The sequence below is a fragment of the Ruegeria sp. YTSC199 genome (genome assembly GCF_059609725.1).
Map to the genome: position 1 here is coordinate 239,751 of NZ_JBXWMF010000004.1, position 23,045 is coordinate 262,795.

Below are 23,045 nucleotides of genomic sequence, written 5' to 3' on the forward strand. Positions count from 1 at the left end.
TTTCGCACAAGAGCCTGCGCTTTTTTGCTGGTGGATAACGCACCGCCTCAACCGTCTTGGGCCTTGCAATTCGACAGCGATCCCGAAACCCTGCGGCGAAACGGAGGGGCGCGATGCTAAACGGTATTCGAATTATTGAAATCGAGGGGCTGGGCCCCGCTCCCTTTGCAGCCATGCTGCTGGCGGATATGGGCGCGGATGTGATTACCATTCACCGCAAAGGGCAAGCGATAACACCAGGAATGCCGGAGCGTTCGATTCTGGATCGCGGCAAACGATCGATTGATCTGGACCTGAAAGATTCGGGCGATCTGCAGGTTGCCAAACGCCTGATCACCTCGGCCGATGCGCTGACCGAAGGCTTCCGCCCAGGCGTGATGGAAAAACTCGGCCTCGGCCCCGCCACCTGCCATGACCTGAACCCCAAGCTGGTCTACGGCCGGATGACCGGCTGGGGTCAGGAAAGCCCCTTGTCTAATACGGCCGGTCATGACCTGAACTATATCGCCTTGTCCGGCGCGCTCTGGTACGGCTCCGCCCCTGACCAACCGCCACAAACCCCGGCCACACTGGTCGGTGACATTGGCGGCGGCGCCATGTATCTGGTCGCGGGTCTTCTGGCCGGGCTGCTGAACGCGCAGAGAACCGGCACAGGCACTGTGGTCGACGCCGCAATCTACGATGGATCGGCGCATATGATGAACCTGCTGATGAGTCTGGGCCAATCCGGTAACCTGTCCGACAGGCGCGGCCAAAGCCTGCTGGACGGCCCACACTGGAGCCGCACCTACGCCTGCGCCGATGGCGGCTTCGTGACGGTCCAATGCCTTGAACCCAAATTCTACGTCCTGTTTTTGGATAAGATGGGCCTGTCAGACAATCCGGATTTCCAACAGCAGTACAATCCCGCAACCTGGCCCGCACTCACCCAACGCCTAATCGAAATCTTCGCCGGAAAACCCCGGGACCATTGGGCAGACCTGTTCGAAGGCACTGATGCCTGCGTTGCACCGGTCCTCAGCCCAACCGAAGCACAGGTCCATCCGATGAATATCGCGCGCCAGACGTGGCACGCACCCGACGGCGCCCTGCAAGCCGCCGCCGCCCCCAGATTCTCTAACTTCGAATGGCAGCCCAAACCCAGCCCCACGCGCGGAGAACACCGCAAGGACATTCTTAACGAGTTGAACGCGCAACAAACGCCCGCTTCTTCATCTGGCTGAGAACAATCCGAGGGATGAATTGGCCATAGGTCAAGAAGGGGTTATTCCCTTTTACCGGCCGCGCACCGTGTCGATCATCAGTTGTACGTTTTCCGGATTCGCATCCGGCGTGATCCCGTGACCGAGGTTGAAAATATGCGGCCCCTTCGAGAACGCCTCGACGATCCGGCGCGTCTCATCCACCAGCGCCTGACCTCCGGTCACCATATGCGACGAGGCCAGATTGCCCTGCACGCAACCATCGACTTGCACATGCTCGGCCGCCCATTCCGGCGATACCGAGTTGTCCAGCGCGACACAATCCACTCCGGTCGCCTTGGCGAAGCCGATATACCCGTCGCCAGCCTCGCGCGGGAAACCGATCACCGGGATACCGGGATGGCGTTCCTTGATGGCCTGCGTAATCACGCGGCACGGCTCAACTGCGTATTTCCGGAACGCTTCGCCCTTCAGGGACCCGGCCCAACTGTCAAAGATCTTGACCACCTCGGCCCCTGCCTCGATCTGCGCCGAAAGGTATTCGATCGTCGCCAGCGTGATCCGCTCCAAAAGCGCTTCAAACAGGGCGGTGTTTTCCTCGCGCAGCGCATGGGCCGGACCCTGATCCGGCGTACCACGTCCGGCGATCATATAGGTGGCCACCGTCCATGGTGCGCCCGCAAACCCGATCAGAGTCGTTTCGGACGGCAATTCCCGCGACAGGATGCGGACAGTCTCATACACGGGTGACAGGGTCTCGTGGATGTCCTCAACCGGTTTCAGAGCATCGAATTCCGATTGCTGCGTGATGGTCGACAGACGCGGGCCTTCCCCGGTGACGAACCACAGATCCGCGCCCAGGGCCTGCGGCACCAGCAGGATGTCGGCAAACAGAATCGCCGCGTCGAACCCGTAGCGTCGGATCGGCTGCAGGGTCACCTCGGCCGCCAGTTCCGGGTTGTAGCACAGCGAAAGGAAATCCCCCGCCTGCGCACGTGTCGCCCGGTATTCCGGCAGATACCGCCCGGCCTGACGCATCATCCAGATCGGCGGTACATCCTGTACCTCGCCCGCCAGCGCCCGCAGCAGTGTCTTTGTCTCGGCCATCTTTGCCCCCCAATCATCCGGTTTGTCGCAACGGGTCTGCCTTCGGCGGCAATTTGTCAAGCCATGCCCCCATTGTCAGGGCAATGTGACGCGACTAAAGCTGTGCGCATGACACTGAACCTGCCCACACCCGCCTCACCGCTCAAGATCGGCACCCGTGGCTCGCCCCTGGCGCTGGCACAAGCCTATGAAACCCGGCAACGACTGGGCACGGCATTCGACCTGCCGGAAGAGGCGTTCGAAATCGTGGTGATCAAGACCACCGGCGACAACCGCGCCATGATCGACGCGGATCGCCCGCTGAAAGAGATCGGCAACAAGGGCCTGTTCACCAAGGAAATCGAAGAGGCGATGCTGCGGGGCGACATCGACATCGCGGTGCATTCCACCAAGGACATGCCGGTGGAACAGCCCGAGGGTCTGGTGCTGGACACCTTCCTGCCGCGCGAAGATGTGCGCGATGCGTTCATCTCACCCAGCCTGAGCTCGATCCACGACCTGTCACAGGGCGCGGTGGTCGGCACGTCGTCGCTGCGCCGCCGGGCGCAACTGCTGAACCGGCGGCCCGACCTGAATGTGGTCGAGTTCCGCGGCAACGTGCAAACCCGGCTGAAAAAGCTGGCCGACGGCGTGGCCGACTGTACTTTTCTGGCCATGGCCGGCATCCGCCGCCTGAACATGGACGAGGTTCCAGCCACCGCCATCGCGCCCGAGGACATGCTGCCTGCTATCGCGCAGGGCACGATCGGCATCGAGCGTCGCAGTGACGATTCCCGCGCTGCGGGTATGCTTGAGGCAATCCATCACGCCGAAACCGGCCAGCGCCTCGCTGCCGAACGTGCCTTGCTGGCCGCGCTGGATGGCTCGTGCGAAACCCCGATCGCCGGGCTGGCTGAAATGCAGGGCAACCAGCTGCGCCTACGCGGCGAAGTGCTGCGCCCAGACGGGTCCGAGTCGATCTCGGAAGACATCAACGGCGCGGTTGCCGACGGTGCCGAAATGGGCCGCGCGATGGCACATTCACTGTTAGAAAAAGCTGGTCCGGGCTTCTTCGACTGGAGAAATTGAAAAAAAATTTGAGTAATGTGAATTACTTCACTGTAGGTTGCATCCCGATCTGGCATTAAGGTGTCACACCGATGAGATGAAGGAACAATCTCGATAAAGTCGAAAGTTTTTTCAGTTTTTTCGCTTAAGTGGTATTCGAGGGGGCGAGACTGTACCAAATCACTGATCGGTTAGGGCCGCTGTCATATTTCGACAGCGGCCCATTTCTTTTCAGTACCGAATGTCAGGCAGCGCTGATAGCTCCTACCGCCTTTTCAACAGCCGCGCGGGTCTGTTCCAGATCAGCCTTGGTCACAGCCAATGACGGATAAAGCTTGCCGGGGGATTTGAAAATCCCATGCGCGCGCAACGTATCGTTGTAAACGACATTCCGACGCGGGACGTCATGTTTGGCGCTGCGGTAATCGCGGCAGGCGGCGTCGGTAAAATAGATATCGAACAGCGTTTCATCGCCGACAACGCGATGGGGAATGCCCGCTTTGTTCAGGGCCTCCACTTGCATCTGTTGCAACGCGGCCCCGGTTGCACGCAACTGGTCATAGGTGCCTTCACGCCGCAAAATTTCCATCGTTTTAAGACCTGCGACTGAGGCGACAGGGTTCCCGGACAAGGTACCCAACTGCATCAGCCACCCCCCTTCGCCCACCTGCGCCTTGTCGAAATGCTTCATAATCTCTGCACTTGCGCCCAGCGCGGCCAGAGGAAAGCCTCCACCGGTGATCTTACCCAAGGTGCAGATATCGGGCGTAACCCCATATCGTTCCTGCGCGCCACCATAGGCCAGCCGGAAGCCGGTGACGATCTCATCGAAAATCAGCAAGACGTTGTGCTTGTCGCAAAGATCGCGCAGACCCTGCAGGTATCCGGGCAGGGGCGGGATGATCCGCTGCAGCGGCTCGACCATGATCGCAGCGATGTCGTCATGTTCGTCCAGCAGGGCCGCGACGGCCTCGAGATCGTTGAAGGGCGCGATCAGCATCTGCTCGGCTACGCTGTCGGGAATACCGGCACTATCCGGCACCGCCTGTGGAAAATTGACCCGGCGGCTGGGGGCGAGGCTCATTTGCGCCTCGGCGCTCATACCGTGGTAGCCGCCTTCGAATTTCAGGATCTTGTTGCGTCCGGTGTAGGCGCGGGCCAGACGGATGGCGTACATATCCGCCTCACCGCCCGAAGCGACAAAACGCACCTGTTTGCAGCAGGGCACGGCCTCGACGATGGCCTCGGCCAGTTCGATGCCTTTAGTGTTGTTGGCAAAAAACGTCATGCCTTTGGGCAGTTGCTCCAGCACGGCCTCCATCACCTCGGGGTGGCCATGGCCCAGCAGCATGGGTCCGGAGCCGATCAGATAGTCGATATATTCAGTGCCATCCTCATCCCAGACCCGGCTGCCTTGGCCACAGGCAATGATAATACCGGGGTCGAAATTGCCAAATCCCCCGGCAGGCAGAACCTCATTCGCACGGGCGATCCATTCGGATTGAGTGTTGATTTTCAGCATCTCAAACGATCTCCAATATCGGGGAACCAAGGATTTCGGGGTCTGGCACCACACCTAACCCCGGACCTTCGGGCGGGGCAATCCGGCCATCTTCACGGTTTGGTGCGTCCGGGCAGACGCGCGGGGCCACATAAAACGACAGATCGCAGGTGTTCAGCAACGACCCGTGCGGGGTCGAGGCGGCAAAGTGCAACGAAGCGGCGGTGACGATATCCGAGCCCCAAGTGCATTCGGCGCAAATCTCGGCCCCCAAATGCACCGTCAGATCCCGTGCCCGGCGCATGGCCGAAAGCCCGCCGAATTTCGATAGTTTCAGTGCGACAGCATCCATACAGCCCAGCTCATGCGCGCGCAGCAGCGAGGCCAGATCATGGGCGTTCTCGTCGATCTTCATCGGCAAACCGGTGGCCTGCCGAACGGCCGCGCAATCTTCCAGCGTTTTGCAGGGTTGTTCCAGCATCACGTCCAGATGCGCTACAGCGCGACCCGTCCGCGTGGCCTGCAGGCGTGATGCGCCGCAATTCCAGTCGCCATAGACCAACGGCCCCGGCCCCACGGACTCACGCACTTTGATCAGGCGCTCGGCATCGGCCTGCCAATCCGCCTCGACCCCCAGCTTGACCTGAAACTGGCGGATCCCGGCCTGATAGGCGGACTGGGCGATGCGGGCCATCTCATCAGGTGCGATGCAGGTGATCGAATGGTAAAGCGCCATGTCCTTGCGCGTCCGTCCACCCAGCAACGCATAAACCGGTTGCCCGGTGGCCTGCCCGAACAGGTCCCACAGGGCGATATCGACGATGGACTTGGCGTAAGCGTGACCCTGCAGGAATCCGTCCAGTTTGCACATCGGCGCGTCGGCACCAAACGGTGACATGCCCAGGATTTCAGGCCCCATTTCCGTGATCGCTCCTGGTACGCCATTCGCATAAGCAGGCAAGTAGTGCGGGATCGGGCAGACCTCGCCCCATCCCTTCAGGCCGACATCCGTTTCGAGACACAGAATATGAGAGGGCACGGTTGCGCAGGTCTTGCCGTCGGCCATGTGATAGGTCTCATGGCTGGTCAGGTCGACGGACCAGAGCGTTATTTTGTTGATCTTCATCGATACACTCCAACCGGATCGCCTAACGCATCTTCGTCGGGGTGCACGCCAAGACCCGGCGTCTCGGGCAGATGCAGGTGGCCGTCTATGTTGCGCGGGCCACGACCGCCTGCGATATCGACGGTAATCATGTCCTGACAGGCCCAAACGGCGAGGCAATTGTCATCCGGAATGGTAGCGGCAAGATGCAACGCCTCGGTATCGGCAAGAACCGAACCTCCGGTCGCCATCACGAACATGTCGATGCCATGCGCCAGCGCGATATCCCGCATCCGCGCGGCCTTGGTCAGGCCACCCACACGATTCAGCTTGATCCCGAAGAACTCGGCCAGCCCATCGCGGGCAATACGGGCGGCGTCCTGCAGGGTTACGAGGCTTTCGTCAACTGACACGGGCGAGGCATGACGACCCGAGATCGCGGCGACGTCGTTCAGAGTCTCGCCGGGTTGTTCGAATATTACGTTCAGGTCCTCGCAGGCGCTCATCACCCGCAGGGCCTGTTGCCGGGTCCAGCCGCGGTTGACGTCATAGAGGATGATTTCTCTCGGTCGCCGGATGTTTTCCACGTCACGAACGCGGGCAATGTCGCGTTCCACGTTGCCGCCAATTTTCACCGAATGTGCGATATAGCCGCAGCTGCGATAGCGCTTCATCACCTCGCGGGTTTCCTCGATGGTTTTCGCCCCTACCGACGAGGCAATCGGGCGCGGTGTGCGTGACCCACCACCCATCAAATCGGCGATTGGCAGCTCCGCTGCCTGCCCGGCGATATCCCAGCAGGCCATGTCGATCGGGCTTTTGGCGTAAAGATGCCCGGGCAGCGCAAGGTCCATTGCACGCTCTACCTCCAGCACCTTGCGCGGGTCGAGGCCAAGGATGAACGGTGCCATTGTTTCAATCCCGGCGCGAATACCCGGCCCATGCGCGGGCACATAGGTGTGGCCCCAAGGCGTGCCCTCTCCCCAGCCGGTCAGACCTGCGTCGGTTTCGATCTTAACCAGCGTCGCGTCGAGCGTTTCGAACTTCAGCCGCCCCGCGGACAGCCAATAGGGATGCTCCAACGGCAAATCGACCTGATAAACAGTGATGGCCTTGATCTTCATAGGGCATACTCCGCCACAGGCACTCCGAGGCTTTCGAAATCCGGGGTCACGCCCAGCCCGGGCGTATCGGGGGCGAAGAGCTTGCCATCCCGCGAAACCGGCCCGCCGAGCCCGGTGGATCGGGTGTTGTAACTCATCAGATCGGTGGTGTTCTGCAGGAACTCTTCGGGGGTCGATGCCGCGAAATGCGCGACGACCGACGTAGTGATCTCTCCGCCCCATGTATCCTCGCTGACCACCGGAATGCGGTTCTCTACCAGATAGTCCCGCACCCGCCGCGCCTTGCTGAGGCCGCCGAGGTTCGAGATTTTCAGGCAGCAGATTTCGGCCCCACGATCCGCAACGATGCGTTGAGCCACATGCATGCCGGTGACGCATTCGTCCAGCTTCATCGGCTGTTCGGCCACCCGGCGGACCTGTTGGCATTCCTCATAGGTGCGACAGGGCTGTTCCAGAATGAAATCCAGATCGCGCGTTGCCCGCGCCACCCGGATCGCATTGTCCACGCGCCAGCCTTGATTGGCATCGGCCATCGCTTTTTCACCCGATTGCAGCAAAGGCACCGTGGCGCGAATGCGGTCAATATCAGCAACCCAGTCGCCACCGACCTTAATCTGGAACTGGCGATAGCCCTGATCGCGGTAGGCGTTCATCTCGGCCACCGTCTCATCCACAGCCTTCTGCGGTGCGACCCGGTACATCGGGGCACCATCGGTCAGTCTACCGCCCAGCAGCATCCAGACAGGTTGATCGCAGGCCTGCCCCAGAATGTCCCAGCAAGCCGCGTCAAACGGAGCCTTGGCGTATCCGTGCCCCTGCACCAGATGATCCATCAACTGTTCGATCCGCCCCACCTGCCGGGGGTCTTCCCCCAACAACTTTGGAGCCACCAGCCGCGCCAAGGCCGACACCCCCTCGGAATGGGCAACCATGTAGTTTTCACCACAGGGCGTAAACTCGCCACAGCCCTGCAACCCGGCATCGGTGTCAATGACAACGACCGAGGCGATGGCCGTTTCAATCGCATTGCCCGCACCCCAGGCATAAGCGCCGCTCACGTAGGGCAGACCGGTCTGATAGATGCGAATGCGGGTGATCTTCATGCGGCATCCATCCGTGGCAGATCGTCCATGCCTTCGCCACGCCAAAGGACAAAAGTCAGGATAGGCTGGTCAGTCGTGGTCATCGCGTGGCTTTGACAGCTTTCATGGTGACGTGTCTGGTTCGGCCCCACAAAACACTCATTACCCGGGACTCGGAACACAGCCCCGCCTGCGAGTGTCAGATACAGTTCCTCGGCCTGATGGCTGTGCCAGTTATAGTTCAGGCCCGCCCCCCAATAGGCCACGTAGCCCCGCAACTGGGTCGAGTGGAAATGACCGGTCGGCCCAAACAACTCGTAATACCCATAGCGTTGCAGGAAGTCGGCACCGACTTCATCCTCGGTATAGGTCAGCTTCCAATGGGCCAGATGCGCGGTGGCCGCTATCGCCTCGGATAACACTCGGGTGTTTTCGCTACCGCCTGCATCGAATTCACTTACCAGATCGACTGCGGGAATATGACTCGGCTGCAATTGGGTTGCGGTCAGGTCTGTTGGCCACGCACCAAAACCCGACAGATCGGGATGCGTCTGATGTAATTGCCGTGCGGCTTCCAATACGTCGTCCAGTGTCATGGGATCACCACAATATTCCCGGTGTGCTGTTTCGCGATGAAAGCGGCTTGCGCCTCGCGCAGTTTCTCCAACGGATAGGTTGCGGCGAGGGCGGATTTGATCTCACCGGCCTCGATGTATTGCACGAGGTTCCGCATGACCTGCGGGTCGATCACGGTCGAGCCGGTGAAGGTCAGGTCGCGCAGGTAAAAGGTCCGCAGGTCGAACGCGACCATCGGGCCGGCGATCGCTCCGGAACACGTGTAACGCCCACCGCGTTCCAGAATGTCGATCAGTTTCGGCCAGTACGGGCCGCCCACCACATCAGCCACCACGGTGATCTTTTCACCACCCAGTTTCGCGCGCAGGTTTTCGGGCGCGCGCGGCAGGATCACGTCTGGCCCCAGTTCCGCCACATCCGCATGTTTTGCCTCGGACGCCATCGCGATCACGCGCGCGCCGCGCCGTTTGGCCAGTTGCACCAGCGCGCCTCCGACACCGCCCGAGGCTCCAGGGATCAGAACCGTGTCGGTGTTGGTCACGTTGGCACGGGTCAGCATCCCTTCGGCGGTTGAGTAAGAGCAGGAGAAGGTCGCCAGTTCCGCATCCGACAGCCCGGAGTTTATCGGCACCGCGTTCACCGCCAGAGTCGTGGCGTATTCGGCAAACCCACCATCCCGTTCTGAGCCGTAATACCCGGTCTTGTCCTTGTTCTGTGGATCGTCCGGATCGCGCAGCCAGCCATCAGTGATCACCCGCTCGCCGATGCGGGCACTGTCGACGCCTGCGCCCACAGCCACGATTTCACCGCAGATATCAGCCCCTTGTATGCGCGGGAAAGTGATCGGGTTGCCGCCCCATGTGGGGTCATCCTCTCCAACCTTGTCAAACGCGCCACCGGTCGTTGCGTCGGTGACAGTCTTGGAATACCAGCCCGAGCGCGTGTTCACGTCGGTGTTGTTCAGACCGCAGGCGGCGACCTTGATCAGCACCTCTCCGGGCGCGGGACTGGGGCGCGGCCAGTCTTTGTGCAGCACCATCTGTTCCAGACCGCCATGGCCCATCGTGACCATGGCTTTCATCGTATTGGGCAGGGTCATCACACGATCTCCAATGCCGCGTCGGTGCGCGGTAGCCGGTTTTGTGGATCATAGGCCGCCTCAGCCAGCACGCAGGCCGAGCGGGGTTTGCCATGGATCACGACCTGCAGGGCGGTTCCGGGCGTTGCCGCCTCGGGCTCGATGTACGCAAAAGCGAGGATTTTTCCGACTGTATGGCCATAGGCAACCGAGGCGGTTGATCCCACAACGCGCCCGTCCAACATCACCGCCTCACCGCCATGACCATCGATCTCACTGTCCGGTTCGATCTCAAGATAGGCGCAGATCCAAGGCAGGTCAGTGTTCAGAGTCTTGTCCTTGCCAAGATAGTCCTTGTCGGTACGGGCAAATCGCAGCACGTCGGCCTCGGCCAGCGTGACCTCGTTGGTCAGCTCACCTGCGCCTTTGAAACCTTTCTCCATCCGCATCACGTTCATGGCAAAACTGCCATAGTCGGTGATGCCATGCGGCTCACCCGCTGCCCAAAGATCATTGTAGACGTCGAGGCAGGCGGCGTTGGGCATGTGCAGTTCCCAGCCCAGTTCACCGGCATAGGACATTCGGAACGCCCAGACCTTGTGACCCGCGATGGTGATCTCTTGCGCCGAAAGCCAGCGGAACCCAGCATTCGTCAGATCGGCATTGGTGCAGCGCGCCAGCACGTCGCGCGACCGGGGACCGTTCAGCGACAGGGCCGACCAATCGGCGGACAGAGCGATAATCTGAACATCTTCATCCGTGCGTCGTTGCATCAGGTGGTCCAGCAGGCGTTGTTCGAAGAAAGCTGCGCAGACCAGATAGAAGCGGTCTTCGGCCATTCGGACGATTGTGGTCTCCAACTCGATCCGACCACGGCGGTTCAGCATATGGGTCAGCGTGATCGAACCGACCTTTTGCGGCATCCGGTTGGCAGTCAGCCGGTCCAGCAGGGCATAGGCGTCCGGTCCCGAGACCTCGACCTTCGTGAAGGCGGTGACATCCATGATGCCAACGCTCTCGCGCACCGCTTTGACCTCAGCCGCGACCATGTCGTCAGCGGGTGTGCGACGGAAGGAATAGTGATCGCGTTGCTCCACACCGTCCCGCGCGAACCAGCGGGGGCGTTCAAAGCCATAAACTTCCTCATGCACCGCGCCCTTGGATTTCAGCAGTTCGTACAGCGGCGACGGTTTGATCGGACGCCCTTCCAGGCGGTTGAAATGCGGGAAAGGGATTTCGTGGCGCAGGCAGTAATCCTCTTCGGCCTTGATCACCTGCCAGTCCTTGGTCGCATAACTGCCGAAACGGCGCGGATCGAACTCGCGCATCGAGATGTCGGCTCCCCCGTGAACCATCCACCGCGCCAGTTCGCGGGTCAGACCCGGACCCCAGCCGATGCCAATCTGTGTTCCGCAACAACACCAGTAATTCCGCACACCCGGCGCAGGCCCGATCAGAGGGTTGCCATCGGGCGGGTGCGAAATCGCCCCATGTACATCACGCTGAATTCCCAACTCAGCAAAGATCGGCATCCGGTTCAGGCTTTCCTCTAGCCACGGCATCACCCGGTCATAATCCGCGTCAAACAGCCAGTTCTCGTATTCCCAGGGACAATGGTCATGCCAAACCGAGTTCGGGTTTTCTTTCTCATAAACCCCGATCAGACCCCGCTGTTGCTCCATCCGGATATAGCCCGAGACCTTGCGGTCATCGCGGATCACCGGCAGCTCCCTGTCAAGGTTCTGGAACTCTGGCACCGGCTCGGTCACAAAGTAATGGTGCGTCATCGAGGTCATGGGCAGTTGCAGGCCCGACCATTCGCCCATCTGACGGGCATAGGTGCCGCCTGCGTTCACTACATGCTCGCAGGTAATGATGCCTTGCTCTGTCTCAACCACCCACTCGCCATTTTCGGCCTGCGTGATGTTGGTCGCGCGACAGCTGCGGAAGATGCGCACGCCCTTTTGACGTGCGCCGGCAGCCATCGCCATGGTGACGTTGGTCGGGTCCACGTGGCCGTCATCCGGCGTATGCAGCGCACCCAATACGCCATCGAGATTATAGAACGGGTGCAGTTCGGCCACTTTCTCAGGCCCGACCAGTTCAATGTTGAAGCCCAGCGAACGGCCCACCGACAGGGTGTGGCGCAGCCAATCCATCTCGTCCTGGGTGTAGGCCAAACGGAATGATCCGCAGCCGTGCCACGTCACCGGCTGACCGGTTTCGGCCTCCAACTGGCCGGAATAGAGACCAATGTTGTAGTCCACGCATTTGCCCAGTCCGAAGCTTGAGGTCGAATGTGTGATCTGCCCCGCCGCGTGCCATGTGCTGCCACTGGTCAGCTCGGCCTTTTCCAGCAGAACGGTGTCATCACCCCACCCCTCATGCGCCAAATGATAGGCCAGACCGACCCCCATGACGCCGCCTCCGACGATGACCACACGGGCGTGGGTGGGCAGATTCTTCTCGGACATGATTTTTCCTCTTCCCGAGTCGCGTTTCTGCTCGACAGGCTAATTCCACAAATGTACCATCGTCAATCATGAATGACACAAATGTATCATCAATCGTTCTCGATCGCCTCACAGAGGAGTGGGATGCCCTGACCCCTGAGGCGCAGAAAGCCGCGCGTTACGTACTGGAAAACCCAACAGATGTTGGGGTTTCAACGGTGCGAGAGATTGCCGAGGCCGCCAATGTCAAACCCAACACTTTCGTCCGCATGGCGCGGCAGGTGGGATTCGAAGGGTACGAAGATTTCCGCGCCCCGTTCCGCGACGCGATTCGGCAGGGCAGCGTGTCGTTTCCCGACCGCGCCCGCTGGTTGCAGACCATCGGCAAGTCGGGTGAATTGGGCGGGCTTTACGCCGACATGATCGGGGCCGCGATCCGCAATATCGAGGACACCTTTGGTGGGATTGACCCTGAACGCCTGAAGGCCGCGGCCGAGGATATCTGGAACTGCCGCCAGATTTTCACGCTGGGTGTGGGCGTCAACAACTCGAACGCGCGCAATTTTACATATCTCGCCTCAACTGGAATGAAGCAGTTCCATGCCATCCCCCGCCCCGGCTCGACCCCGGTGGATGATCTGGCATGGGCGGACGAGCAGGACGTGCTGATCGCCATCACCTGCCATCCCTACCGGACCGAGGTGATCGAAGCGATCAAACTGGCCCGTCTACAGGGGCTGACCGTGATCGGCATCTCGGACAGCCCGGCCAGCCCGGTCATTCTGAACGCGCAGCACGGCTTTGTCGTTGCCGCCGACACGCCGCAATTCTTCCCGTCATCCGTTTCAACCATCGCGCTGCTGGAAACGCTGCTGTCCTTCGTGATCGCGGTTTCCAGTGACGAGATTGTCGAACGGGTTGAACGGTTTCACCAACGCAGACACCAACTTGGCCTCTACGCGGAGGAACCCGAATGAACGCACCCCTGACCCACTCATTGGATGCGCGCTATTACACTGACCCTGCGATATTCGAGCAGGAGATGCAGGGCCTGTTATCCAGAACGTGGCAGTTCGCGGGCCATGTGGCGCAGGTACGGGAAACCGGCGACTATTTCGCCTTTGAAATCGCCGGGCAGAACCTGTTCTGCATCCGCGGTCGCGACGGAGAAATCCGCACCTTCTACAATGTCTGCCAGCACCGCGCGCATGAGATGGTGACCGGCGCGGGCAATACGCGCGTCGTCGTCTGCCCCTACCACGCCTGGACTTATGAATTGTCCGGCCAGTTGCGTGCCGCACCCAATATCAAGTCCGTCCCCGGTTTCGACCGCAACACAATCTGCCTGACCTCGGTCCGCACCGAGGATTTCAACGGCTTCATCTTCGTCAACCTCGACGATGACGCCGCGCCAATGGATGAATGGTACCCCGGCGTGCGCGAGGAAATCCGTGCCTTTGTTCCGCATATTGATGATCTGGAGCCACTGGAATGGGTCGAGATTCCGGAAAACTGCAACTGGAAGGTCAGCATCGAAAACTACTCGGAATGCTACCACTGCCCGACCAATCACCCGACCTTTGCCGAGGGCGTGGTCAAGCCCGAGACCTATGACATCCAGCCCGACGCAGGCGGCGGGTATGTCTTGCGCCACACGACCGAGTGCCAGAGCCTCGACAAGATGACCTACCCCATCGACCTGACAGTGCCCCACGCGGGCGACTATCAATCTTGGTTCCTATGGCCGATGTTCTCGTTCCAGTGCTACCCGGGCAACGTGCTGAACACCTATCACTGGCGCGCCAATGATGCCGATCACTGTACCGTCTGGCGCGGCTGGTACACCGAGGGCGGCTCGGAAAGCGCGGTGATCCGGCAACTGGCGGTACAGGACCGGGAAACCACGGTCGAAGAGGACATCCACCTTGTCGAAAGCGTCCACCGCGGCCTCAAATCCCGAGGGTACCGACCCGGCCCGCTGGTGCTGGACCCCGGTTGCGGCGTGATGTCGGAACACTCGATCGCCCGCCTGCAGCAATGGATGCAAGAGGCGGTAGACTAATGATCTTGGCGATCCGCCCATGCTGATGCCAAAAAAGTGGCGCCCGGAGCATAAGCTGTTCCCGCACCAAGTGGGCTTCACCTGCCCGCCCTTTGACTTCGATGCGGCGCCGTCGGACTTCCTGCGCATGTGTCCCGAAACGGTTGGCGTGCATGGATGGATGCTGCACGTGCCGGACTATGCTCACGGGCTGGATCAGCGCAAACAGAACTTTGGCATGCTCGAGGGTTTTGTCCACTGCATGTCCCGCAACGGTGTCGATGTTTGCGGACAGGTCGGGTCCAATTGGGTCCATGCCTCCGGGCTGGGGGTCGAGGGCGTTCGTCAGCATTGTGCCGACCTGTCCGACAAATACGGAACGCAGTTTCACATGGCCGGGTACGCGATGGTCGAGGCCCTGCGTGACATGAACGTCGAAAAAATCGCGCTGAACGCCGCCTATCACTGGCCGGAATGGTGGCAGGGTACGGTCGAGTTCCTGCTTGAGGCCGGGTTCGATGTTCTGTACGCGGGCAATTTTCATGATCAGGGGTGGTTCGCCAGTCAGGAAGAGGTCAACGGCTGTCGCTGGGTGTTTGAAGGCGACCTGGCGCTCAGAAGCTTCGAATATGTTGCCGAGCAGGCCCCGCAGGCCGATGCAATCCTGATCAACGGGATGTGCAATTTCCGAACCGGCCCGAACGGTTTGCCACAACGCCCACTACATCTGGCGGATATGCTGGAGACGGCCCTTGGCAAGCCGGTGATCGGCCACGACATCGCGCTCTATTGGCGCATATTCAAATCGCTTGGCCTGTCGCCGGAAACACCGCATGGCCAGCTTTTGAAACGGCTCTAGCCCGGAGGTCCCAGACAGATGCACAAGATCCTCGCGCTCTGGGCGGTGCCCCGGTCCACCTCAACGGCCTTTGAATGGATGATGAGGCAACGTGGCGATCTGGATTGCCTGCACGAACCTTTCGGTGAGGCCTGGTATCAGGGCGAAGACCCGCTGTGGCACCGGTTCAAACCGGGGGACGTGACAACGCCCGGCCTGACGCTGCACAGCGTGTGGCAGGACATTCAGGCGCGTGCCCAAAAGGGGCCGGTGTTCATCAAGGATTTCCCGCATTACATCAACCACATGTGGGATGCAGAGTTCCTTTCGCACTTCAACCACGCCTTCCTGATCCGCGGCCCGGCCAAATCCATCACCTCGATGTACAAGCGCTGGCCCGACTTCGCCGAGGGTGAGGTCGGTTTTCCCGAACAACGCGCCCTGTTCGACTTGTTGACGGCGCTGAACGGCACCCCGCCGCCAGTGATCGACAGTGATGATCTGCTGGAAGACCCGCATACCATGACACAAAAGTTCTGCGACGCCGTCGGCATCCCCTTCATCGAAAACGCCCTCAGCTGGGAGGCAGGCGGCGACCCTTCAGCCCACAGCTGGTGGGATGGAGGATCTTTCCACGCCAACCTTGCGAACTCGACTGGTCTTGCGCCGCAGCCTCGCAAATATATCGAAATCGACGATGCGCCGGACCGGGTGAAACAGGTGCATCGCCGGATGAAACCGCATTATGATCACCTCTACAAACACCGACTAACGCGCTGAAGCACCGGAGACCCCACATGGCAGATATTTTCGACGAAGACCTTTTCCTCAAAGGGCTGGAACAACGCAAAGGCACTCTGGGCGCCGAGTATGTGGAAAAGAACCTGGCGGCCGCGGATGACTTCACCCGCCCGTTTCAGGAGGCGATGACCGCCTGGTGCTGGGGCTTTGGCTGGGGCGACGACGTTATCGACGCGAAAACCCGGTCGATGATGAATCTGTCGATGATCGGGGCGCTTGGAAAGATGCACGAGTGGGAAATTCACTGCAAAGGCGCGCTGAACAACGGCGTGACCAAAGAAGAAATCCGCGCCATCATCCACGTGGTCGGCATCTATTGCGGCGTACCTCAGGCGCTGGAGTGCTTTCGCGTTGCGCGGCGTGTTTTGGAGAACGAGTGACCGAGCCGCTTCGATAGTTCCAGTCTGGATGCAGGATAGTCTTTTTTGCGCCGTCACCTGTGGGCGAGAACACTCACTTTAGGTCTCTCAAAACACGGAACCCCGAAACGCTTGTACGATTGTCTTCCAAGCCGCTGCCCCGTCCAGCAACACGTGAGCTATCCATGGCCGCCGGGTACGCCCCACCTCGAGTAACGCGTCTTTCGCAGTTTTGTTCGCGGGCCTTTTCCAAGTAGAGGCTGGACGTCTCCCACCCCTCATACGTGTCTGTCCAGCAGGACATTGTTCTTTCCACCACATTGCCGGACATGTGCCGCAGGCCCCAGGCATTGGCGGCATCCAGTTCATCCACCGGCACAGGCTTACCGCGCGAGACAAGGTCTGGGAATTCTTCGCCCAACATGATCTCGGTCGCGCTGCCCAGAAAGTTCACCTGATCCGTTGTCACCTCTTCGCCCTGGGCAAAAGGAGTTTGTGTCCCGGCGCGGGCAGCATATTCCCATTCAGCTTCGGTTGGCAGGCGATAAACGTCCGCCCCCACCTTGCCGTTCAACCAATCTGTGTACAAAGCCACGTCCAGGTTAGAGACAGTGATGACCGGATGTTTCCAAATGACCTTCGCGCGCTGCGATTTTGGTAACCGAATGAAATCCTCAGGTTCGTACCCACCGCACCCGCCATCATTCACGCAGGCCATCCATTCATCGTAAGTGACTTCGTTGCGTCCCATTGCGACGGGCAAGTCTATCGTGACAGAGTGAACCGGCCCCTCATGAAACGCTATGTAGGGATCATCCGGGGTGACAAGTATCCATTTTCCAGAGCGATCAAACTTAACATTCTGCTTTGACTCGCCCGGAGGACCACCCATTTCGAACTCACCAAGGGGCAAGACGATCATTTCGGGGCAGACGTCACATTCCTGAAACATCTCCAGTACGTTTACCTGTGTTCCATCAGCAATCCGATACTGCGCTTGCGCTGTTGTCGTGATGGCCGACAACAGAAAACCGTATCTCATGGAAACAACTCCTTGGCTCAAATACCTGATGGGTCTTGGATTTGGCGAGCAGCAAACAGCTCTTCCAACAACACTTTGTCAAGATGCTCCGCTTATACGCCGCCGTTGTACATAAGTCCGCCGTCGTCAGGTGTGTTGGGACAGATGACAACCAGATCTGTTCCAGCTCCTTCCAGCCGACCGCGCATCCTACCCCTTGCCCGATCCAGCCAATCGGCGCACACTATGGGCTCACACACACTTGCGCCCTAGTTGCGCACCGCCACACGTTTCGCGACCGGGACGCCTTCGATGATACGGAGGGCCAAATGACCATTGCGACTCGTCTGAAACATCATCTGGATGCCCAAGGGCTTCCGTTTGACATTGTTCCACATCCATATGCCGCAACCGCCGCCGAATGTGCCGAAGCGGCGCATGTCCCCGGCGATCATCTCGCCAAATCGGTTCTTATCCACATGGAGGAAGGCCCTATGATTGCGGTTCTGCCCAGCAATCATCAGGTTGACCTCACCGCCCTGCAATCGATGATGAACCGCCGTCTTGGCCTGGCTCCGGAATCTGAAATGGATGGTCTGTTCGATGACTGCGCCCTCGGCGCGGTACCGCCTGTTGGCGAAGCCTATGATCTGCCGACCGTCGTCGACAATAGCCTGACCGGGTTGGACAAAATCTGGTTTGAAGCAGGTGACCACAAAAATCTGGTTGAGATGCGCGGCAAGGATTTCGATACGTTGATGAAAGACGTCCAGCATGGGGCTTTCTGCTGCATGCACTAGGTACCGGATGAAGACTGGAAGTCAGGAGTTGGGCCTATTGGGTTAGGTTTGACCAACTGACTTGCGTTTGCACTAAGCCCAAAGTGGTCAAAGTAGACGCAAACCTGTTTTTGCGGAATTGTTGGCGAACCCAATCCAGTAAAAGGCCATGAACCCCTTGACCAAAACCGGATCGGGGTACTTCATTGAGAAAAAGGTACTGGATACTTCGGTAAAAACTGCGGGGTGTCCTGAAAAGACCAAGTAAACAGGGGGATGCATGCTGGTGGACTGCAGACGACAGTTCTGCTGAAACAGCAAGCAAAAGATCAAATATGTCCGATATCGCGGTCTGGCTGGAAAAACACGGTTTATCCAAATATGGGGGCGCCTTCGAAGAGCACGAAATCGAACTCGGTGATCTGACAGAGTTAACCGACGAGGACCTTGTCACAATCGGGCTTCCTCTCGGCCCGAGGCGGCGCTTCATGAAAGCTGTTCGTTCCGGTCCTGAGGGAGGGCGCCGCCCGCAAAACACAGACCAGGGCCCTGCCATTGTGGCAGAGCGACGGCAACTTACCGTCATGTTTATCGATCTGGTCGGGTCTACAGAAATTTCCCAGCGCGTCGATCCGGAAGACCTGGCCGAAGTCCTTCGCCTTTTCAAGGAAACATGTGCTGCATCTGTTGCCGCCTTTGATGGTCACATCGCCAGCTATTACGGCGATGGAATCATGGTTTTTTTCGGATTTCCCCATGCCCATGAAGATGACCCCGAGCGTGCGGTTCGCGCGGGCCTGCGGATCATAAAGGAAATCCCCGCCATCCGGACCCATGCGAAACTGAATGTCCGAATTGGGATCGCGACCGGCCTGGTAGTCGTCGGCGATTTACGCGGCGAAAAGATGTTTGAGGATGGAACAGCCATGGGCGAGACGCCAAATCTGGCTGCGCGTCTTCAGGCAATGGCAGATCCTGGCACGCTGATTATCGCACCAAGCACGCATCAGTTGGCCGGGGACGCTTTCGAGTATGTTTTGCGCGGCGCATTCAAGCTCAAGGGTTTTGCGAAAGAGGTCGAAGCCTGGCAAGTGACCGGAGCGCGAGAAACTGTCAGCCGCTTCATGGCCCTAGACGATGTGTTGCTGAAGCCTTTGATTGGTCGCGCGGCTGAATATGAGATCCTGAACGAAAAGTGGAAGCTGGCCTGTGGTGGTCAAGGTCAGGTTGTGCTGGTGTCGGGTGAGCCGGGAATTGGCAAATCTCGGCTGGTTGAAGAGCTGCGTCAGAACACTTCGGGCGTGTCGCACACTCAAATTCGATACCAGTGTTCACCCTATCATTTCGCGAGTGCGTTTTACCCTGTCATTCGTCAATTCGAGGGTGCCGCAAAACTGCGGTCTGACGAGTCTAACGAAGCGAAGCTCAAGAAGATTTCCTCGGTTCTGGGTGATCCGTCCAACCATGTATTGAAGTTGGCAGCGTCACTTCTCTCTGTTCCATTCGAAGAGCAATTGGGGTCATTGGATTTGACGCCACAGCAAATCATGGATCAGACGCTGGGAATGTTGCTGGAAAAGCTGACATCTCTGGCGTCTGAGAAACCGGTGCTTCTCTTGTTTGAGGACGCGCATTGGGTTGACCCGACTACCAAGTTGCTGCTGGACCGGATCGTGGATCAGATCAAAGACCTTCCTGTACTGGTGGTGATGACATTCAGGCCCGAATTCGATCCGCGCTGGGCGCTACAATCGAACCTTACGAAAGTTGTATTGAGGCAACTGGATTTCCACCAAGTCAAAAGCATCGTGGATGAAGTTGCCCAAGGTCAGTCAATCTCCGATGAAATGTACGAGTTGATTGCGGCCAGATCTGATGGTGTACCGCTTTACGTCGAAGAGGTGACAAAAGACCTTTTTGAATCAGGCGCTTTTACCAAAGGCATCGAGTCTCATCCGATGCGTGCATCTTCTTCAGCAAGCCCAGTTCCCAGCACATTGCACGATGCGCTCATGGCCCGTCTCGACCGATTGAGTTCGGCCAAGGAAGTGGCTCAGATCGGGGCGGTAGTCGGGCCACAATTTTCCTATCCGTTGATAGCCGAAATCTCCCGATTTGGCGAAAAGGCGTTGCGCTCGAGTTTGGAGCTTTTGGTTGACGCGGGCATTGTTACAACTACCGCATCAGAAGGTCCGGAAACCTTCAGCTATCGTCATGCCCTTATTCGTGACACTGCCTACAACAGCCTTTTGAAAAGCGAGCGCAGGGTCCTGCACGCGCGTGTCGCTGAGACGCTCAACCAGGATGCACTTCACATAGGTGATGCCGGTCCGGAAATTCTGGCGCATCACTACACGATGGCCGGAATGGGCAAGGAAGCGATCGACTGCCGTTACCTCGCGGGTCAGCACGCGGTTCAGCGTTCCGCGAACATTGAGGCGAACACACAGCTCTCTCTGGCGATCGAGCAGTTGCGCGAGCAAAGCCAAAGCAACGAACGAGACCGTAAGGAAATTGAGATACAGGTCCTCAGAGCAGGTGTTCTGCGATCGACGGCCGGGATAGCCGCCGATGAGACCGGTTCTGTTTACGAACGAATACGAGACCTGTGTGAGCGCATCGAAGAAACAGGGCACTTGTTCCCGGTTTTGAACGGATTGTATTCGTTTCATTTGGTGCGTGCTGAATATGATCTGGCCAGGAGTGTTGCAGGAGAATTGTTAAACTTGGCGGAATCAACCGTTGAAACGCAACATCAGATGGTGGCTCATCGTGCAATGGGTGCAGTGTTGTTTCACATTGGTGAACTGGATCCAGCTTACGAAAACTTGAAACAGGCACTCGAGCTCTACAGTCCGAAGCGGGATGGGCATCTGGCTTTTATTTATGGGTCGGACCACGCAGCAATCACCTCGTGTTTCTTGAGCTTGGCAATTTGGATGCGCGGCGCCCCGGACAAAGCACTGGAAATCCAAAACCAAGCGGTAGCCGCCGCTCGAGAGCTAGAGCATGCACACAGCATCGCGCAATCACTTACCTACCTGTGCATGCTTCATCTTCTGCGCCGGGAACCCGAACAGGTAGTTGAGGTTGTTGACCAACTTGAGGAACTGGCTGCAAAGCATTCCTTTACGTTCATGTCTGTGACTGCAGTTCTCTGGCGAAGCTGGGTGAATGCCTATGTCTCGCCCGACCCGGAAACGATCCGTATGTTACGAAATTCGGCAGAAGCATGGTGGGACAGCGGAGCGGGGAACTACAGGCCGTTTTTCCTTACATTGATTGCCGAACTCACTCTCAAAACAGGTGATCGGGAAAGTGCGCGGGACTTGCTGGCCGAAGCACGCAAGCACCAAAGCCTGACAAATGAGGGTTGGGCTCAAGCCGAAACGGACCGGGTCTACGCGCTGACGAGTTCGGAGACCATGCCCGCCGAAGCCGAGTTTCGTGAAGCTTTGAAGACTGCGCGGCAACAGCAAGCAAAAATGTTCGAACTTCGAACTTCGGTAGAGTACTTTAGACAATGCAAGAAATTCGCAACGGCGCCTGCCGCCATTTCCGATCTATGTACTGCCTTGCGGAAAGTCATAGGCGGAGAAAATACGATCGACGTGAGCGATGCCCGTGCAATCCTTGAAGAATCAACAGCCGGTTAAGTGTATGGCTTTGTTTTCTGCGTTGAGGTAGTCCGTAAGCGTTGCATCCAACTCCTTAATTGGACCTCATAAGGCTATTCTGAGCAGTTTTTGATGCCTCAAAAAGGATACAGACATCATGAACTCTCAAGCTTTGGGTGAACTCGCAACTGACCAGTAAATCGCAAGAGTCTTCCATGCCTGCAGCCAACCTGATGCAGCCGAAGCGGCCGTGTTCCGGACATTCAGAACCGGGTGGCATATGGCAGAGGAGCGGGACTAAGTGGACTTTTTTCTGCATCGGCCCGAAAGACCGCTACCACTCCGTTAACAAGATCAAGCATCATTGACCCATATCAAGAAACAGATCTGCTTTTTTGAGTAGTGGTGAGCCATGCCAGCAGCAACGAACAAGATCGATTTGCTTGCCGCCTTCGACAAGGATTTGGCCAAGCTACGCAAGACGCTCGATGGCGTCGACGAAGCGCAATCCTCTTTGTCGACCCCTGATGACGACACCACGATCAAAGGTGTCATCGCTCACCGAACCCACTGGATGGGCATGTTCCACGGTTGGTACGAAGACGGCGTTGCAGGACGGGAGGTTCATGTGCCAGCCAAGGGCTATAAGTGGAACCAACTTAAGGAGTACAACGCGCCGCTGTATGCGAGAGGCAACAATACTCCTTGGGCAAATCTCCTCTCGGATTTCGAATCTGCTTGCGACAAACTACGGCGATTTATCGACGCTCATGACGAGGGCTCACTCTACACTAGTGGCACCCACCCCTGGACCGGCAGATGGACCCTTGGTCGGTTTGCCGAAGCATCCGGTCCATCACATTTCCGGTCTGCCAACACCTACATTCGCAAGGCATTGCGTAGCGCCAAATGAGGCCAATTCTACTGGCCGCATGTCTGACCTTCAAGGTTGCGAAACCAAGGAGTGCAGTAGCGTAGTCTTACGCTCTCAGATGAACTTCGTGCACTAGAGGAGCCATTCATCTAAACCGCAGCATCGGTTGCTTTTGGCACAAATGGAAACACCGCCCGAAGGCGGCGCGTAAACATCTGCTATTGTGTGTAATTTTTTGGTTTCGGGAGTAGGATTTGAATCTCTGCTCTTCAGGTTATGAGCCTGACGAGGAGAAGACGTTAAGCAATTGATCCGGGGAATCAATTGTAGTCTGAACGGGCTGTTTTTGAGATATTCCGACGCTGGTTGCGGGAGTAGGATTTGAACCTACGACCTTCAGGTTATGAGCCTGACGAGCTACCGGGCTGCTCCATCCCGCG

General features: G+C 58.4%; 19 protein-coding genes and 1 tRNA gene. 10 read left to right on the forward strand and 10 right to left on the reverse strand.

Going from position 1 to position 23,045, the window contains the following annotated elements; all coding sequences use genetic code 11:
• The first annotated feature begins 113 nt into the window (after window positions 1-113).
• A complete protein-coding gene (locus AC2FEE_RS05735) occupies window positions 114-1,223 on the forward strand; it encodes a CaiB/BaiF CoA transferase family protein (protein ID WP_496863676.1) in 1,110 nt (369 codons plus the stop codon).
• A 51-nt stretch (window positions 1,224-1,274) separates the two neighbouring features.
• On the opposite strand, the gene hemE is transcribed toward AC2FEE_RS05735, so the two are convergent.
• The gene (gene hemE / locus AC2FEE_RS05740) at window positions 1,275-2,309 is read right to left on the reverse strand and encodes a uroporphyrinogen decarboxylase (RefSeq protein ID WP_496863677.1); all 1,035 of its coding nucleotides are present in this window, start codon (window positions 2,307-2,309) and stop codon (window positions 1,275-1,277) included.
• A gap of 108 nt (window positions 2,310-2,417) precedes the next feature.
• On the opposite strand from hemE, the gene hemC reads away from it, so the two are divergent.
• On the forward strand, window positions 2,418-3,377 hold the full coding sequence (hemC, locus tag AC2FEE_RS05745; RefSeq protein ID WP_496863679.1) for a hydroxymethylbilane synthase: 960 nt from the start codon (window positions 2,418-2,420) through the stop codon (window positions 3,375-3,377).
• A 223-nt stretch (window positions 3,378-3,600) separates the two neighbouring features.
• On the opposite strand, the gene AC2FEE_RS05750 is transcribed toward hemC, so the two are convergent.
• Genes AC2FEE_RS05750 through AC2FEE_RS05780 form a run of 7 tightly spaced genes read right to left on the reverse strand, consistent with a single transcriptional unit; the run spans window position 3,601 to window position 12,296 of the window.
• Complete coding sequence (locus tag AC2FEE_RS05750; protein WP_496863680.1) at window positions 3,601-4,878, reverse strand: aspartate aminotransferase family protein; 1,278 nt, start codon at window positions 4,876-4,878, stop codon at window positions 3,601-3,603.
• Window position 4,879: 1 nt separating this feature from the next.
• The gene (locus AC2FEE_RS05755) at window positions 4,880-5,983 is read right to left on the reverse strand and encodes a mandelate racemase/muconate lactonizing enzyme family protein (protein WP_496863681.1); all 1,104 of its coding nucleotides are present in this window, start codon (window positions 5,981-5,983) and stop codon (window positions 4,880-4,882) included.
• Window positions 5,980-7,086, reverse strand: coding sequence for a mandelate racemase/muconate lactonizing enzyme family protein (locus tag AC2FEE_RS05760; RefSeq protein WP_496863683.1), 1,107 nt, complete (start codon window positions 7,084-7,086; stop codon window positions 5,980-5,982). The genes AC2FEE_RS05755 and AC2FEE_RS05760 overlap by 4 nt, the downstream gene beginning before the upstream one ends.
• Window positions 7,083-8,189, reverse strand: a complete 1,107-nt coding sequence (locus AC2FEE_RS05765; protein ID WP_496863684.1) for a mandelate racemase/muconate lactonizing enzyme family protein — start codon at window positions 8,187-8,189, stop codon at window positions 7,083-7,085. The genes AC2FEE_RS05760 and AC2FEE_RS05765 overlap by 4 nt, the downstream gene beginning before the upstream one ends.
• Entirely contained in the window at window positions 8,186-8,764 is a 579-nt protein-coding gene (locus AC2FEE_RS05770; RefSeq protein WP_496863686.1) for a dimethylsulfonioproprionate lyase family protein, read from the reverse strand. Before AC2FEE_RS05770 ends, AC2FEE_RS05765 begins: the two co-directional genes overlap by 4 nt.
• Entirely contained in the window at window positions 8,761-9,843 is a 1,083-nt protein-coding gene (locus AC2FEE_RS05775) for an alcohol dehydrogenase family protein (RefSeq protein WP_496863687.1), read from the reverse strand. The genes AC2FEE_RS05770 and AC2FEE_RS05775 overlap by 4 nt, the downstream gene beginning before the upstream one ends.
• Window positions 9,843-12,296: an FAD-dependent oxidoreductase gene (locus AC2FEE_RS05780; RefSeq protein WP_496863688.1), complete on the reverse strand. Its 2,454-nt coding sequence runs from the start codon at window positions 12,294-12,296 to the stop codon at window positions 9,843-9,845. The genes AC2FEE_RS05775 and AC2FEE_RS05780 overlap by 1 nt, the downstream gene beginning before the upstream one ends.
• 68 nt (window positions 12,297-12,364) lie before the next feature.
• Here AC2FEE_RS05780 and AC2FEE_RS05785 point away from each other — a divergent pair, with 68 nt between their 5' ends.
• From AC2FEE_RS05785 to AC2FEE_RS05805, 5 genes are read left to right on the forward strand one after another with little or no spacing between them, the layout of a single operon-like run.
• Complete coding sequence (locus tag AC2FEE_RS05785) at window positions 12,365-13,252, forward strand: MurR/RpiR family transcriptional regulator (RefSeq protein WP_496863689.1); 888 nt, start codon at window positions 12,365-12,367, stop codon at window positions 13,250-13,252.
• Window positions 13,249-14,337, forward strand: a complete 1,089-nt coding sequence (locus AC2FEE_RS05790) for an aromatic ring-hydroxylating oxygenase subunit alpha (protein ID WP_496863690.1) — start codon at window positions 13,249-13,251, stop codon at window positions 14,335-14,337. Before AC2FEE_RS05785 ends, AC2FEE_RS05790 begins: the two co-directional genes overlap by 4 nt.
• A gap of 19 nt (window positions 14,338-14,356) precedes the next feature.
• Window positions 14,357-15,175, forward strand: coding sequence for a hypothetical protein (locus tag AC2FEE_RS05795; protein ID WP_496863692.1), 819 nt, complete (start codon window positions 14,357-14,359; stop codon window positions 15,173-15,175).
• 18 nt (window positions 15,176-15,193) lie between these two features.
• A complete protein-coding gene (locus tag AC2FEE_RS05800; protein WP_496863694.1) occupies window positions 15,194-15,934 on the forward strand; it encodes a sulfotransferase-like domain-containing protein in 741 nt (246 codons plus the stop codon).
• A 17-nt stretch (window positions 15,935-15,951) separates the two neighbouring features.
• A complete protein-coding gene (locus tag AC2FEE_RS05805; RefSeq protein WP_496863696.1) occupies window positions 15,952-16,335 on the forward strand; it encodes a carboxymuconolactone decarboxylase family protein in 384 nt (127 codons plus the stop codon).
• 73 nt (window positions 16,336-16,408) lie between these two features.
• Here AC2FEE_RS05805 and AC2FEE_RS05810 read toward each other — a convergent pair whose 3' ends face one another.
• Complete coding sequence (locus AC2FEE_RS05810; RefSeq protein WP_496863697.1) at window positions 16,409-17,356, reverse strand: formylglycine-generating enzyme family protein; 948 nt, start codon at window positions 17,354-17,356, stop codon at window positions 16,409-16,411.
• Window positions 17,357-17,664: 308 nt separating this feature from the next.
• Between AC2FEE_RS05810 and AC2FEE_RS05815 the strand changes: the two genes are divergently transcribed.
• The 3 genes from AC2FEE_RS05815 (at window position 17,665) to AC2FEE_RS05825 (ending at window position 22,644) form a co-directional block, all read left to right on the forward strand.
• Window positions 17,665-18,135 (forward strand): aminoacyl-tRNA deacylase, encoded by a 471-nt coding sequence (locus AC2FEE_RS05815; protein ID WP_496863698.1) that lies wholly within the window; start codon window positions 17,665-17,667, stop codon window positions 18,133-18,135.
• Between the two features lie 314 nt (window positions 18,136-18,449).
• Entirely contained in the window at window positions 18,450-21,770 is a 3,321-nt protein-coding gene (locus tag AC2FEE_RS05820; protein WP_496863699.1) for an adenylate/guanylate cyclase domain-containing protein, read from the forward strand.
• Window positions 21,771-22,143: 373 nt separating this feature from the next.
• Window positions 22,144-22,644 carry a ClbS/DfsB family four-helix bundle protein gene (locus tag AC2FEE_RS05825; protein WP_496863700.1) on the forward strand — a complete coding sequence of 167 codons (501 nt, stop codon included), beginning with the start codon at window positions 22,144-22,146 and terminating at the stop codon, window positions 22,642-22,644.
• Between the two features lie 324 nt (window positions 22,645-22,968).
• On the opposite strand, the gene AC2FEE_RS05830 is transcribed toward AC2FEE_RS05825, so the two are convergent.
• Window positions 22,969-23,045, reverse strand: a tRNA-Met gene (locus AC2FEE_RS05830).